Genomic DNA, 13,742 nt, shown 5'->3' with positions numbered 1-13,742 from the left:
TCGGGCCTATACCGTCGATCCGACCGGATACCCCGAAGGCGCCCCAAGGAGTACGGTGAGCCACCCTGAGCCTCCGTCCGGGTCACCCGACCCGAACCAGCAGCCGCCGGAACCGCCGACTCAGGCGTTCCCCCCCGCCCCGATGCCGGCGCCGAGCGACCCGTACGCTCCGCCGCCCGCTCCCACCTCGGGTGCGCCCTCTCCGCCGCCCTCGGAAGCGCCGCAGCCGCCCGTCTTCAGTGCGCCGCCCGTCTCCGGGGCGCCCTATCCGCCGCAGCCGGGTCCGGGCGAGCAGTACCCGCCCGCGCCTGCCGCGGCGTTCCCGCCGCCGCCCACCTCGGGGGTGCCCTACCCATCGCCGGGCAGCGAGTATCCGCAGGCGGGCGGGGCGTATCAGCCGCCGGGATTCGAATACCAGCCCCCGGGCGGGGCATACCAGCAGCCGGCATCCGGGTACCAGCCTCCGGGTGGGACGTACCAGCAGCCCGGCGGCGAGTACCAGCCGGGCGCCTATCCGCCGCCGGGCGGTTACCCGCCGCCGGGTGGTGGCGCGTACCCGCCGCCGCCCGGTCAGCCGTTCGGGCCGCCGGCGAAGAAGTCGAACAAGAACGTCTGGATCACTGTCGGCGTCATCGCGGCGGTCCTGCTGCTGCTGTGCTGCGGCGGCGGCCTCCTCGCCGTCTACAGCGGCGCGAAGAAGACCCAGGAGGCGATCGACTCCCTGCCCACCCCGGGCGTCACCTACGGCCAGCCGACAGCCGGCCCTCCGACCGGTGACACCCCGACGGGCACTCCGCAGCCGGGCACCACCGGCGGCGCCGCGTTCAACATGCCGGCCGGCGCCAAGCTGACCGTCAACGACGACCGCGGCACCATCGAGGTCACCGTCGGCAACTTCCGGACCAGGAACGCCGCCTGCAGCGAGATCATGCCCGGCCCGAAGAACGGCATGTTCCTGATCGCCGACGTGACCGCCGAGATCACCAAGGGCACCGGCTCGATCAACCCGTTCTACTTCACCTGGGTCGCCGCGGACGGCACCGAGGAGAGCGGCATCGGCGGCGCCTTCTCCGGCTGCGGCAAGCTGATGACCTCGGGCACCAACCTGCCCGAGGGGTCCAAGCGCAGCGGACAGCTCATCTTCGACGTGAAGGACCAGAACGGCGTGGTCGAATACAAGCACCGCTTCCGTTCCGCCGGGTCCTGGAAGCCCTGAGCTCACACGAAACCCCGCACGGGGGCAGGTCCACAGCGGACCGGCCCCCGTGTCCGTTAGATCTTGGTAGCAAACGGCCCTCATATGGGCCGAAATCTTCCAAGATCGCCCCGGACTGGCGTGGATGGGCAGTGTCGGGGGTGGTTCCTATTCTGCGGCGATGGTTCTCACCGACGTCACCGGGTCCTGGGTAGGCACCAATGGCTTCCGGCTGATGCCCGCCGATCCGCTCGCCGAGTCGTCGGCCGCGCTGACCGTCGCCACCGCGGCCGGCGGGCACCTGACCACTGTGGCGTACTCGTGGGAGCATCCCGAAGACGGCCCGCAGGACGGCCTGCTGGTGATCGCCGCAGGCGACCGGCCGGGCTCGCTCGTCGCCTGGTGGGGCGACTCGTGGCACCAGCAACCGTCACCGATGACGCTCACCGGCGAGGCGGGCGGGGCGGCGGCGGTCGAGATGACCGCCGGGTACGCCGGCGGCTGGGTGTGGCGGATCGTCCTCGACGCCGCCGGCCCCGGCACGCTGCGGCTGCGGATGGAGAACGTGGTCCCCACCGACGAGGCCGGGCCCGGCACACCGGCCGGGCCCTACCCGGTGATGGTCACCGACGTGCGCCGCGCCTGAGCCGTCGCGGGCATCCGCGTCACGGCGCCGCCGCAGTCAGGCGTCGAGGATCTCCCGCAGCCGGCGCGCGAACGCCTCCGGTTGCCCGGCGTAGCCCGTCTCCTCGCCGAGGAACCCGCCGTGGTGGCTCGGGAAAACGGCGGGCTGTCCGCCCAGCAGCTCGGCGGTGGCCGCCGACGTCCGCGCGGTGAGCGTGTCCGCCGACTCCTCGCCCACCGCGATCACGACCCGGGTAGGCGCGGCGCGCAGCGCGTCGACGTCCGGCCGGTAGACGGTGACCGCCGCGGACCGGTCGGAGAGCAGCGGGTCGTCCCGGCTGCCGTCGTCCTCGGCCGGCATCCCGAACGCGGCGGGGTCCGGCGCGGGCTGGGCGAAGTAGTCGTCGGTGAACTCGCCCCGCCACGACGTCATGACGATGAACGTCGCCATGCCCGCGCCCCGGCCGTTCTTCCGGTACGCCTCCTGGCAGGCGGCCATGGCCCGGCCGGCCGCCTCGGCGTCGGGGAGCAGCGTGGTCAGCGGCGGCTCGTGCGCCACGAGCGTGGTCACCGCGTCCGGGTACGCGGCCACCAGGGCGAGCGCGGTCACCGCGCCGCCGCTGCTGGCGAACATGTCGACCGGGCCCATGCCGAGGGCGTCGACGATGTCGCGTACGTCCCGGGCCTGCACCTCGGGCAGCGAGTCGTTCCGGCCGTCCTTGCGAACGCTCCGGCCGAGCCCACGCGGGTCGTACGTGATGACTGTGCGGTCGGGGAAGTACGACGCGAGCGTGGTGAAGCCGTCGGCGCACATGGGCTGGCCGATCATGAACAAGGGGCGGTGCCCGGCCTCGGTCGCCTCGGGGGCGTGGACGTCGTAGACCAGGTCGACCTCGGGCGTCTGGAGAGTGAGCGTCTTCATGCCTCTGTCGACCGGCGCCGGCCGCGGAAGTCATCGGTCCAGCGGAAACGTGTTCCGGGCACGGCTCGCGGCGGTGTCGACACCCACGCCGCGAGCCGTGCCCGTCGCGGTCAGCTCACCGTGCCGGTGACGGTGCTGCCGGACTTGGTGACGTAGTAGGTCAGCTTCGTGCCGCTCCAGAAGTGGAACGTCAGCGTGACCCGCTGGCCGTCGTTGACCTCGGCGAAGAACTCCGGCTTCAGCACGATCGTGTTGCCGGTGTAGTCCGGCGCGAACGTCACGTCGAACTCCTTGTACGAGGTCCAGTTCTGCGGCCCGGCGTTGCTGCCGTCGGCGTACTTCGCCTCCATGGTGGCCAGTTGGTCGCCGCGGAACTGTGCCGGGAGCGTGAACGCGGCGGTGGTGCCGCTCGCGTTCGACAGCACCGGCGGGTCGTACGTGATGATGCTGATCCGCCACGGCACGCCCGCGGAGAACCGGGCCGTCAGGTTGGCGTTCACCCCGTACGCGCGGGAGCCGACCAGCCGGGTCAGCGCCGACGCGGTGAGCGTCAGGGTGTTGCCGGAGACCGTGTAGTCGGTGCCGTTCACCAGGTCGGTGGTGCCCTGGCGCAGACCCTGGAACGTGGTGCCGTTCAGGTTGAGCGTCAGGCTCTTGGCGGTGATCGAGCCGGTACGCGGCACGTACACCTGGTCGCTGGAGGCGGTGCCGGAGCGGGTGGTCCAGCTCGACTTGATCTGGGCGAACAGCTCGGGGTCCTTCCACACGAACGAGGTCCGGTCGAAGTGCTGGCCGTTGTCCCAGAGCTGGGTGGTCAGCTTGCGGCTGCGCGCGTAGTGGCCGAGGAACTCGAAGAACTTGAGCTTCTCGCCCTGTTCGATGGTGCCGGTGTGCCGGTCGAAGCCGAGCAGCCCGTACTCACCGATGATCACCGGGATGTTGCGGGTGACGAAGGCGTTGTAGACGCGGTCGAACTGGTCGGTCAGGTCCTGCTGGACGGTGGCGTCGAACCGGGTGCCCCCGGCGATGTTCACGCTGAACGGCCAGTACCCGTAGAAGTGCACGGTGGCGACCAGGTTCGGGTCGTTCAGCGTGTTGAACGTGCTGACCAGCTCGTCCACCCGGGCCTGCTCGGCGGAGGTGTGCAGGGTCGGCAGGACGAGCAGCCGGGTGGCGTTGTTGCCGCCGGACTGGCGGACGATGCGGTGGAACGAGGTGTTCAGCTCGTTGAGCAGGGTGGCGTTCTGCGCGTCGCCGGAGCTGCCGGTGAACTGCGGCTCGTTGACGCTCTCGAAGGTCAGCTTCGGCGAGGAGTCCTTGAACGCGGCCGCGATCTGGGTCCAGAGCGCGTTGTAGCGGTTCAGCACGCCTGCGCGGTCGGTGGGCATCGTGTTGATCCACTGCCACGAGTCGTGGTGGATGTTGAGCACCACGTAGAAGCCGTCGGCGAGCGCCCAGCCGACCACCTCGCGTACCCGACTCAGCCAGGCCGCGTCGATCGTGTAGTTCGGCGCGGCGCCGTGGTGGTTGCTCCAGGTCACCGGGATGCGGATGCTGTTGAAGCCCTGCGCCCGGACGTTGTCCAGCAGCGCCTCGGTGACCCGCGGGTTGCCCCAGGCGGTCTCGTCCGCGCCGACCGCGTCGAAGGAGTTGCCGAGGTTCCAGCCGGGCTGCATGGCGGCGACCGCGGCCATGGCGTTGCCGGCCGGCGGCGGGGTCGTGGGCGGTGGCGTGGTGGGCGGCGGGGTGGTCGGGGGCGGCGTGGTCGGCGGTGGCGTGGTGGTCGGCGGCGGGGTGGTTCCGCCGACGCCGCCGGTGCAGGCCACGCCGTTGAGCGAGAACGCGGTGGGCGCGGTGTTGGTGCCGGTCCAGGAGCCGTTGAAGCCGAACGAGACGGTGCCGTTCGTGGCGACGGCGCCGTTGTAGCCGACGTTCGTGGCGGTCACGTCGGCGCCGGAGGAGGTGACTGTGGCGCTCCACGCCTGGGTGACCCGCTGGCCGGACGGGAACGTCCAGCGCAGGTTCCAGCCGTTTATCGGGTCACCGAGGTTTGTCACGTCGACGTTGGCGGTGAAGCCGCCGGGCCACTGGCTGGCGGTCGTGTAGGTGACGCGGCAGCCGGCCGCCGCCTGGGCGTTCGTCGCCATCAGGGCGGTGCCGGTCACGAGCGTGGCGGCGGTCGCCGCGACGAGGCCGACCCGCAATCGGGCGGTACGGGGAGAGCGGAACATGGTGGTTCCTTCGCGGTGGGTGGGCGCGTGGACGGGGAGGGCGGGGCGCGCACCCGCCCAGCGCGAGAGTAAGTTTGGATTCCAAACATTGTCAATCAACAGACGTGGATGTGGCAGGCGCGTCAGGTGGCCGGCAGCGTCTCGACGGTGAGGTGCGCCGACAGCGCGCCCAGGAAATCCGGCGCGTCGAAGATCCGGCCGGCCGAGGCGACGCCCTTCGCCCGGGTCCGCCCGGTCAGGACCCGGTGGACCGCCTCGACCGCCAGCGGCGCGCTGATCGCGTAGATGTCCTGCCCGTGGGCCACCACCCGCCGCCGGACGTCGCCCGACCGCACCACCACGTCGACGGTGAACGTCTGCGCCGACCGGCCGCGCTCGTCCACCGCCGCCGGGGCGTCCCCGGCGGCCAGGTCCAGTGCCGCGTTCGCGGTCATGTACGTGCACACCTCCGGGATGTCCAGGTGACTCGGGACGGTGACCCCGTCGGCCATGGTGAACTCGCCGAGCACCGGCCGCACACCCAGTGGCGCCGGAAACTCCCACTCCAGCCGGGGCAGGTCGCCGTCGGCGTACACCAGGCGCCCTTCGGTGAAACGGACCCGCCGGCCGCCGCGGCGATCGCGCGAGACGACGCCGGAGGCGACCGTCCCGGCCGTCGGGTGCCAGCTGCTCAGCCCGTACGCGACGTGCGCCTCGTCGGCCACCGTCCAGTCCCCCATCGCGGCGGTGACGAGCAGGTCACCGAGCCCGCCGAAGAACGCCATGGCCGGCACCACCGCGACTCCGGCGGCCTCGGCACGCTCGGCGTACTGGGCGAACGTGTCCCGGTTCGCCTCGATCTCGGCCGCCACGTCCACGTAGGGGATCCCGGCCCGCAGTGCGGCCTCGATCAGCGGGCCGGCGGTCGAGGCGAACGGCCCGGCGCAGTTGACCACCGCCGCCGCCCCGGCCAGCGCCCGGTCCAGCGAGGCCGGGTCGTCGACCGACGCCACCCGGTGCTCCACCCCCGGGAAGGCGGCTGACAGCTTCCCGGCGTCGCGCCCGACCGGCAGCGGCTCGTATCCCCGCTCCCGCAGCTCCGCCACCACGAACCGTCCGGTGTGCCCGTACGCCCCGAACACCGCCACCTGCATGACGCTCCCCCTCGAAGATCGATTGGAATGATCCTCGCCTGGGCGCGTGGGCCGGGCCAGTGTCGCAAACGCCAGTGCCCGTACAGTTTCGGACATGGCCCTGATCGCGCTCGCCGCCACCGACGGGATGCTGCACTTCGAGGTGTCGGCGGCCTGCGAGATCTTCACCCGCGACCCGACCGGCCTGGCCGACCCCTGGTACGACCTGGTGGTCTGCGGTCCCGGCCCGGTCGGCGTCGGCCGGTTCGCGATCACACCCGACCACGGGCTGGATCACCTGGCCCGCGCCGACACGGTGATCGTTCCGGCGATCGAGGACACCGACGCCGAGCCGCCGCCAGACCTGGTCGACGCCGTCCGCGCCGCGCACGAAGCGGGCGCCCGGATGGTCTCGTTCTGCACCGGCGCGTTCGTGCTCGCCGCCGCCGGCATCCTCGACGGGCTGCGCGCCACCACCCACTGGGCACACACCGAGGCGTTGGCCGCCCGCTACCCGAGCGTCCGTGTCGACCCGGACGTGCTCTATGTGGACAACGGCGACGTGCTCGCCTCCGCCGGCAAAGCCGCCGCCATCGACCTGTGCCTGCACCTGATCCGCCGCGACCACGGCTCGACGGTCGCCAACGCCGTCGCCCGCCGCCTGGTGGTGCCGCCGCACCGCGCGGGCGGCCAGGCCCAGTACGTCACCACCCCCGTCCCGGCCCGCGCGGACCATTCGATCGCCGCGCTGCTGCCGTGGGCGATGGCGCGGCTGGACCGCCCGCTCACCGTCGCCGACCTCGCTCACCAGGCGACCATGAGCACCCGCAACCTGGTCCGGCACTTCACCGCCGCGACCGGCGCCACGCCGTCGCGGTGGCTGGCGACGCAGCGCATCCGGCGGGCGCAGGAGCTGCTGGAGAACACCGACGACAGCATCGACGCCGTCGCCGAGGCGTCAGGCATGGGTACGGCGACGACGCTGCGCCGGCACTTCCAGCGCGCCGTCGGCGTGCCGCCGGACACCTACCGCCGCACGTTCCGTCGCGGCTGACCGGGTTGCCGCCGTCTCCCGCCGGGCGGCCTGAACGAGATGCCCGCCTGCCTGCCTTTCGGGGCCCGGGCGTTCCGGCACGAGGGCTATGGTCGGTTCGTGCCGCCCAAGGGGACGGTCGCCTGACACTCGACACGGGGGAAAATGTGTTCGACGTGATCGTGGTCGGCGGCGGGCCGACCGGCATGATGCTGGCGAGCGAGTTGCGCCTCCAGGGCGTCGGCGTGCTCGTGCTGGAACGGGACGCCGAACTGCCGCCGTACGTGCGGTCGCTCGGGCTGCACGTCCGCAGCATCGAGGTGATGGACCAGCGCGGGCTGCTGGAGCGGTTCCTGGACAACGGCGGCAAGCACCCGATCCGGGGCTTCTTCGCCGGCATCGACAAGCCCGCGCCCGCCGATCTGGACACCGCCCACCCGTACGTGCTCGGCATCCCGCAGACGCGCACCGACCGGCTGCTCGCCGAACACGCCGCCGAGGTCGGGGCCGAGATCCGGCGCGGCCGTGCGGTGACCGGGCTGGAGCAGGACGACGACGGCGTGACAGTCCACCTCGACGGCGAGCCCTCGGAGGCGGTGCGGGCGCGGTTCGTGGTCGGCTGCGACGGCGGGCGCAGCACCGTCCGCAAGCTGCTCGGCGTCGGCTTCCCCGGCGAGCCGTCGACAGTCGACACGCTGCTGGGCGAGATGGAGGTGACTGCCTCCCCGGATGAGATCACCACGATCATGACCGAGGTACGCCGCACCGAGAAGCGGTTCGGGCTCGGGCCGTCCGGCAGGCCCGGCGTGTTCCGGGTGGTCGTACCGGCGGCCGAGGTGGCCTCGGCGCCGCCCACGCTCGACGACGTCAAGCGGCAACTGACCGCGTACGCGGGCACCGACTTCGGCGTGCACTCCCCCCGCTGGCTGTCCCGGTTCGGCGACGCGACCCGCCTGGCCGAGCGGTACCGGGTCGGGCGGGTGTTCCTGGCCGGCGACGCCGCGCACGTCCACCCGCCGCTGGGCGGGCAGGGGCTCAATCTGGGCATCCAGGACGCGTTCAACCTGGGCTGGAAGCTGGCGGCGGCGGTGAACGGCTGGGCGCCGGGCGACCTGCTGGACACCTACGAGTCCGAGCGGCGTCCGGTCGCCGCCGACGTGCTGACGAACACCCGCGCCCAGATGCTGCTGACCAGCAACGAGCCCGGCCCGCAGGCCGTGCGTGAGGTGCTGGCGCAGCTCATGGAGCTCGACGAGGTCAACCGCTTCCTGATCGAGAAGGTGACGGCGATCGGCGTGCGGTACGACGTCGGCGAGGGTCACCCGCTGCTCGGGCGGCGGCTGCGCGACGTACCGCTGCCACAGGGACGCCTGTACGAGCTGATGCGTACCGGCGGCGGGTTGTTGCTGGACGGAACCGGGAGGCTGTCGGTGGACGGCTGGGCCGACCGGGTCGGGCTCGTCGCCGGCACCGGCGACGAGCTGGACGTGCCGGCGGTGCTGCTGCGGCCGGACGGGCACGTGGTCTGGGTGGGCGACGGTCAGCGGGCGCTGGAGGAGGCGCTGACCAGGTGGTTCGGTAGCGCGACGAGGTGAGCTGCTGCCGAACGCCCGAGGGCGTTCATGGTCCGGTCGTCTGGTAGCTGCGGAGCGCGGCTTCGGCGAGCCGGGTGAGGTGATCGTCGCCGCCGGGCTCGTTGCCCTGCTCATGAACGATCACCAGGGTGGTGCCGATCCGGACGAGGATGCTGTCCCATTCCAGCGTGATCGATCCGGAGGTCGTGCTGGAGTCGACGCGCATGCTCTCGTCGCCCAGTCGCGGCCCCGGTACCACCGCGAAGCGGTAGCTGCCTGCATCCCGGCCCGGTGACCCGACGGTGGGGCACCGGGCGATGAACGTCCGCAGGTCCGCCATCGCGCCTCGGGCGCCGTCGTCGGCGTACGTCCTGAGCACTTCGCTTGCCACCCACGGGTAGTCGGGGCCCTCGGCGGAGCTGACGGTGGCAGCGGCCGTCGCCGACGGAGTACCGGTCAGCCGCTTGGCCGACAACAGCGGAATCATGTCCGCACAGGGCACCTCGGGGCCGGGGCGCTGCCGGCCCGCATCCGGGGGCATGACCGTCGCGATGTCCACGGGGAACCCCGGTGGCAGCGCGTCCGTGGTCACCAGCCGCCCCGACAACGACGCGGAGTAGCCGGCGCCGCCGGTCGCCGGAATCGCGGACGGCTTCCCGGTGGTGGGCGCGCCGGTCGCCTGGGAGGTGGAACGGCCGGGGTCGCCCGCCGAACGATCCGCTGGATCAGCAGTCGAGGGTCCGCACGCCGCCACCACGCAGACCGCGCCCGCCGCGCCCAACCTCCGCAGCACGATCCTGAGCACCGGGCAGACCCCACCTCTCGTACGGGACGCGTCAGGCTACCAACGGATGTGACTCCGGTCGGCTGCCCGGCCGCGGGTCGACTTCCGGACGGGTGCATCCGCGCTCCCCTATGCTGCGCGGCGTGACGGTCCTGATGATCTACAGCGGTGACACGGCGCCGGATGCGCCCGGCACACGTAGCGGTGGTGTTCCGCTCGTGCCCGCGGGCTTCGACTGGCCACTGTGCGGCGAGTGCGACGGGCCGATGCAGTTCCTGACCCAGGTCCGGCTCGACGACGACTCCTTCGACGGCGCCTGGTCCGACCGCACCGTGCAACACCTCGCCGATCCCCATGCCGCGATCGGGGAACTCGTCAGGGTGGTCCGGCCGGGTGGCCGCATCGTCCTCGCTGACCCCGACTACGACACGCAGGTGCTCGGCATCGCCGACCAGGATCTGGCGCGACGCGTGCTGCGGTTCCGGGCCGACGTCCTCCTCCGCAACGGCACCCTGGCCCACCAGCATGCCGGCATTCTCGCCACGCTTGGCCTGACCGACGTCACCGTCGAACCCGAACGCTGCTGGTTCGCGACCCGGCCGCCGCCGACAACGTTCTGGGTCTGCGCAGCTGGGCCGCCACAGCGGCTCAGCGCGGCGTACTCGAACCCGGCCGAGCTCGCGCGTTCGAAGACCAGTTCGACCATGCCGTAGACACGGGCCGGTTCACCTACGCAGTCACGTTCTTCCTCACCGCGGCGACCGTCACCTGGGACGGAGGGCAGTAGCAGACTGTCGCCATGCCGCCCGAACCGGAGTCGTGGACCATCAGGCACTTCTCGCAGGCCAATCCGGTGGGTCCAGGACAGGACAGTGTCCCGGCGTTGCTACGCCGCATCGCCGACAGCATCGAACAGCGGCCGGGCATCGAACCCAACGGCTACCTCGGCACCCTCGACGAGGTGATCGTCCCGCTCCCCCGAGGCACTCGCCTAGTGTCCCACTTCCGCAATGGCAACGCGGTCGATCACTTCTTCTGGCTCGACGACGGAGTCCTCCGGCTGCATTTCGAGCCGTTGTTTCCTGCCCAGCGGGACGGCAGCGACCCGACGGCCTGGTGGAGGTGATGCGGCAGGTCGGTTTCGACCTCAGCGAGGACGATGACGCCGACTACGGTCCACACCGAGGCGGCGTTCGCCCTCGCTGAGCACCTCACCGGGGTCCGGCTGACTCCTGAGTTCCTGGAATCAGCGACCTACGTGTGCGGCACTGCCCCAATACCTGGGAGACCAGCTGCCGTCCGAGAGTCCCCACCTGCGGGCTGAGCGGGCCTCCCGTCCGGGCCAGTGAGCGGGCCGACACCTGTCGGGGTGTAGGCAGGCGGGGCGTCGGGTACCTCGCGCCCAACCCCTTACCCCTGCCCAGGAGGACCCCACATGACCGTCGTACTCGCCATTGTCTGCAGCGACGGGGTGGTGATCGGCGCGGACTCCCAGATCACCGAGAGCGACCGAGGTCTGAGCTTCCCCGCCCAGAAGCTGCACCCACTGGGCGACTGCGCCGCCTGGGGCGGCAGCGGCGCGCGGGGAGTGCTCAACGACCTGCGCCCCCTTCTCCAGGACTCGGCCACCGCCATCCTCGAAGCGCCCGACATCGGTGACGAGCTGCAGGAGCGCGTCCTGCCCGTCTTCAAGAAGCACTACGAGAACTACATCCCGGACGTACCGGGCGAGGGCAGCGGCGGCGGGGTGTCGGCGTACCTGCTCGCGGCCGGCTACAGCCAGGGCGGTCCGTGGATCGTGGAGATCAACCCGAACGGGCTCATCGGCCGCTACGAGGACGTGGGCTTCCACGCCATCGGCTCCGGCGCGCCCATGGCCCAGCAGGCCGGCGCGCTGCTGTCCCACTTCCGGATGACCACGCGCACCGCCGAGTTCGGCGTGGTGGGCATGGTACGGGTGCTGGAGGCGCTGGAGCGGACCTCGCCGTCGGTCGGCCGGCCGTTCAGCGTCGCGTGCATCCGCGAGGAGGGTGCGCACCACCTCGACGAGAAGGAGATCGCCAAAGCGCTGAAGGACGCCGAGCGCTGGCGCGACCTTGAACAGAAGGCGCTCGACGGCCTGTTCGACTGACGGCGGCGGGTGATCCGCCGACGACCGGCACGGTGGCGGCCCGTCGGGGTTGTCCACCGTGCCATGGGGCGGGTTCGAAAAAGGCCGTCTCCGACTGGCGGAAACGGCCTTCGAACTGGGTGGAGCTGAGGGGATTTGAACCCCTGACCCCCTCGATGCGAACGAGGTGCGCTACCGGTCTGCGCCACAGCCCCTCCGCCGGCGAACCGGCGTCGGTCCCACCCAGCTTTCACCGGGTGGGCCGGCGACAAGGCTAACAGGTCGCGCCCCCGCGACGCGAACCGCCCCACCGCCCCCGTAGATCTTGAAAGAAAGCGGCCCTCAGAGGGGCCCAATTCTTCCAAGATCGCCCGTCACGGGCGACGCGAACCGCGCGAGTGGAACGCCATGGGTGTCATGGAGGGCCGGAGACACCCATGGCGTTCCACTCGCTGAAAGATCACACGCGGACCAGGGCCGCACCTCGCGGAGGCGCGCCCCGGTCAGCACGGAACGGGGGCGTCAGGCGCCTCGGCCGGACTGGTAGGGGCGTCCGCGCAGGCCCCCCGCCCGCCGGTAAGAGACCGAGCCGCCGCTCGCCGCCGGCGGCAGGTCCGCGGGGCGGTCCAGCCCCATCGCCGTACGCCGGACCGCCTCGCGCTGGGCGGCCAGCCGGCGCTGCGCCTCCCGCCGGGCCGCCGCGCGCCGGGCCTGCTCGCGGCGCACCTCGGCCTGGCGGGCGGCCAGCCAGGCCGCCTCGCGGGCGTCCGCGCGCCGCCGTCGACGCTCGGCCAGGGCGCGCTGCCGCAGGTGTGCGACGTACACCATGAGCAGTGCGCCGGTGACCGAGACGCTGATCCAGAACCCGGGCCCGACGAGCACCACGCCACCCAGTTCCACCAGGTTGAGCAGCAGCAGCGCGGCGAGCACCCGGCGCCGCCGGTAGATCGCCGGGGTGTGCCGCCGCCGGGGCGGGTTCCGTCGGCGGGACTGGGCCGGGACGGCGGAGACGGGCCGGAGCCGCCCGGAACGGCGGCGCAGCGGTGGCGCGGAAACCGGGCGAGCAAGACCACCCGTATCGGAGTCTTCACTCAGGGTCACAACCAGGGAGCGCGGCGGGTGCACCGGTCGCCGCCCGGGCACGGTGCGCCGTCGACGCTGGCGCTGGAGCACCCGCGCCGTCGACTGCGCCCGCTCCGCCACCTGCCGCTCGGTGGCGTCGTACCGGCGGACCAGCGCCGGAGCGAGGGCGAGCAGACCGGCGGCGGCGAGGACGGCGAGGAGCACCGACGTGGGCACCCTCACCCCTCCCGTCACCAATGTTCGGGGCGAGCGTCACACCGCCGCAACTTCTTCCGTCGACCGTCGTTTACGGCGCACTTCGTGCGGGCGGGCAGCGCTTGCCACAGCTTGCAGTTACTTGAGGTTACGGGCCGCCGACCCAGTTCACAGTGCGCCGCGCCGGGCGCTCGCCTCAGCGGCGGTTGTCACGTGCGCGGTGCCACCGCGCCAGCAAGCCGCCCTCGGCAGCCACTTCCTCGCCGGTCATCGCATATCCGATGTGGTCGCGCCAAGCACCGTCGATGTGCATGTAACGCACGTGATAGGCCTCCTCGCGGAAGCCGAGCTTCTCCACCACCCGCCGGGACGGCATGTTCTCCGGCCGGATGTTCACCTCGATCCGGTGCAGGCCGCCCGGTCCGAACGCGTGATCCACGGCGAGCGCCACAGCGGTCGGGATCACGCCGCGACCGGCCACCCGCGAGTCCACCCAGTAGCCCACGTACCCGGAGCAGAACGCCCGCCGCACGATGCTGCCCACGTTCACGTGACCGACCAGCCGCTCCCGGCCGTTCTCACGCAGGCAGACGGCGAACGGCATGCCCTCGCCGGTACGCGCGGACCTGCGCTGGTCGGCGTGCACCAGGCGGAACGCGGCGGGCGAGTTCGTCTCGTACCAGCCGCCGGGCACATGGGACTCCCACGGTGCCAGCCACTCCCGGTTCGCCCGCCGGATGTCCGACCAGGCGACGGCGTCCGAACGGCGGTACGGCCGCAGCACCACCGGACCGTCCACCAGCACCGCCGGCCACCCCGGAGCCCGCCGGAACATCACCGAGTCGGCCTTCCGTTCGCGACTGCGGGGCTCGCAAGCTC

Annotated in this window: 12 protein-coding genes, 1 tRNA gene and 1 pseudogene; 7 read left to right on the top strand and 7 right to left on the bottom strand. The window is 72.1% G+C overall.

The window, feature by feature from the left end; translation table 11 throughout:
* Positions 1-343: 343 nt before the first annotated feature.
* Together ACFYON_RS12810 and ACFYON_RS12805 are read left to right on the top strand one after the other, a co-directional pair.
* Entirely contained in the window at positions 344-1,216 is an 873-nt protein-coding gene (locus ACFYON_RS12810) for a hypothetical protein (RefSeq protein WP_354864648.1), read from the top strand.
* A 160-nt stretch (positions 1,217-1,376) separates the two neighbouring features.
* A complete protein-coding gene (locus ACFYON_RS12805; RefSeq protein WP_354864646.1) occupies positions 1,377-1,841 on the top strand; it encodes a hypothetical protein in 465 nt (154 codons plus the stop codon).
* Between the two features lie 36 nt (positions 1,842-1,877).
* Here the strand turns inward: ACFYON_RS12805 and ACFYON_RS12800 are convergent, their stop codons facing one another.
* The 3 genes from ACFYON_RS12800 to ACFYON_RS12790 all read right to left on the bottom strand — a co-directional run bounded on the left by ACFYON_RS12800 (position 1,878) and on the right by ACFYON_RS12790 (position 6,105).
* A complete protein-coding gene (locus tag ACFYON_RS12800; protein ID WP_354864644.1) occupies positions 1,878-2,741 on the bottom strand; it encodes an alpha/beta hydrolase in 864 nt (287 codons plus the stop codon).
* 110 nt (positions 2,742-2,851) lie between these two features.
* On the bottom strand, positions 2,852-4,972 hold the full coding sequence (locus tag ACFYON_RS12795; RefSeq protein WP_387320752.1) for a cellulase family glycosylhydrolase: 2,121 nt from the start codon (positions 4,970-4,972) through the stop codon (positions 2,852-2,854).
* A 122-nt stretch (positions 4,973-5,094) separates the two neighbouring features.
* Positions 5,095-6,105 (bottom strand): saccharopine dehydrogenase family protein, encoded by a 1,011-nt coding sequence (locus ACFYON_RS12790; protein ID WP_387320750.1) that lies wholly within the window; start codon positions 6,103-6,105, stop codon positions 5,095-5,097.
* A gap of 94 nt (positions 6,106-6,199) precedes the next feature.
* Between ACFYON_RS12790 and ACFYON_RS12785 the strand changes: the two genes are divergently transcribed.
* Both ACFYON_RS12785 and rox read left to right on the top strand, forming a co-directional pair.
* Positions 6,200-7,138 carry a helix-turn-helix domain-containing protein gene (locus tag ACFYON_RS12785; protein WP_387188878.1) on the top strand — a complete coding sequence of 313 codons (939 nt, stop codon included), beginning with the start codon at positions 6,200-6,202 and terminating at the stop codon, positions 7,136-7,138.
* 146 nt (positions 7,139-7,284) lie between these two features.
* Positions 7,285-8,712, top strand: coding sequence for a rifampin monooxygenase (rox, locus tag ACFYON_RS12780; RefSeq protein WP_387188877.1), 1,428 nt, complete (start codon positions 7,285-7,287; stop codon positions 8,710-8,712).
* Positions 8,713-8,737: 25 nt separating this feature from the next.
* Here the strand turns inward: rox and ACFYON_RS12775 are convergent, their stop codons facing one another.
* On the bottom strand, positions 8,738-9,250 hold the full coding sequence (locus tag ACFYON_RS12775; protein WP_387320747.1) for a hypothetical protein: 513 nt from the start codon (positions 9,248-9,250) through the stop codon (positions 8,738-8,740).
* A gap of 368 nt (positions 9,251-9,618) precedes the next feature.
* Between ACFYON_RS12775 and ACFYON_RS12770 the strand changes: the two genes are divergently transcribed.
* The 3 genes and pseudogenes from ACFYON_RS12770 (at position 9,619) to ACFYON_RS12760 (ending at position 11,606) form a co-directional block, all read left to right on the top strand.
* On the top strand, positions 9,619-10,188 hold the full coding sequence (locus ACFYON_RS12770; RefSeq protein ID WP_354864632.1) for a methyltransferase domain-containing protein: 570 nt from the start codon (positions 9,619-9,621) through the stop codon (positions 10,186-10,188).
* 86 nt (positions 10,189-10,274) lie between these two features.
* Positions 10,275-10,799: pseudogene (locus ACFYON_RS12765) on the top strand (DUF6461 domain-containing protein).
* A gap of 111 nt (positions 10,800-10,910) precedes the next feature.
* Positions 10,911-11,606 (top strand): proteasome protein, encoded by a 696-nt coding sequence (locus ACFYON_RS12760; protein ID WP_354864630.1) that lies wholly within the window; start codon positions 10,911-10,913, stop codon positions 11,604-11,606.
* A 120-nt stretch (positions 11,607-11,726) separates the two neighbouring features.
* Here the strand turns inward: ACFYON_RS12760 and ACFYON_RS12755 are convergent.
* From ACFYON_RS12755 to ACFYON_RS12745, 3 genes are all read right to left on the bottom strand, one after another.
* A tRNA-Ala gene (locus ACFYON_RS12755) sits at positions 11,727-11,800 on the bottom strand.
* Positions 11,801-12,107: 307 nt separating this feature from the next.
* Complete coding sequence (locus ACFYON_RS12750) at positions 12,108-12,890, bottom strand: hypothetical protein (protein ID WP_354864628.1); 783 nt, start codon at positions 12,888-12,890, stop codon at positions 12,108-12,110.
* Positions 12,891-13,059: 169 nt separating this feature from the next.
* A complete protein-coding gene (locus tag ACFYON_RS12745; protein ID WP_354864626.1) occupies positions 13,060-13,698 on the bottom strand; it encodes a GNAT family protein in 639 nt (212 codons plus the stop codon).
* Between the last annotated feature and the right edge of the window lie 44 nt (positions 13,699-13,742).

This window comes from Micromonospora sp. NPDC005686 (genome assembly GCF_042871665.1).
Lineage (GTDB): Bacteria > Actinomycetota > Actinomycetes > Mycobacteriales > Micromonosporaceae > Micromonospora.
Note: the sequence above shows the minus strand (reverse complement) of the source record. Positions and strands in the feature narration are given on the sequence as shown.

Coding starts and splice junctions, on each gene's coding strand:
- ACFYON_RS12785 (WP_387188878.1), top strand. CDS start 6,200: ATGGCCCTGATCGCGCTCGCCGCCACCGACGGGATGCTGCACTTCGAG.
- ACFYON_RS12805 (WP_354864646.1), top strand. CDS start 1,377: ATGGTTCTCACCGACGTCACCGGGTCCTGGGTAGGCACCAATGGCTTC.
- ACFYON_RS12800 (WP_354864644.1), bottom strand. CDS start 2,741: ATGAAGACGCTCACTCTCCAGACGCCCGAGGTCGACCTGGTCTACGAC.
- ACFYON_RS12745 (WP_354864626.1), bottom strand. CDS start 13,698: ATGTTCCGGCGGGCTCCGGGGTGGCCGGCGGTGCTGGTGGACGGTCCG.
- ACFYON_RS12790 (WP_387320750.1), bottom strand. CDS start 6,105: ATGCAGGTGGCGGTGTTCGGGGCGTACGGGCACACCGGACGGTTCGTG.
- ACFYON_RS12795 (WP_387320752.1), bottom strand. CDS start 4,972: ATGTTCCGCTCTCCCCGTACCGCCCGATTGCGGGTCGGCCTCGTCGCG.
- ACFYON_RS12760 (WP_354864630.1), top strand. CDS start 10,911: ATGACCGTCGTACTCGCCATTGTCTGCAGCGACGGGGTGGTGATCGGC.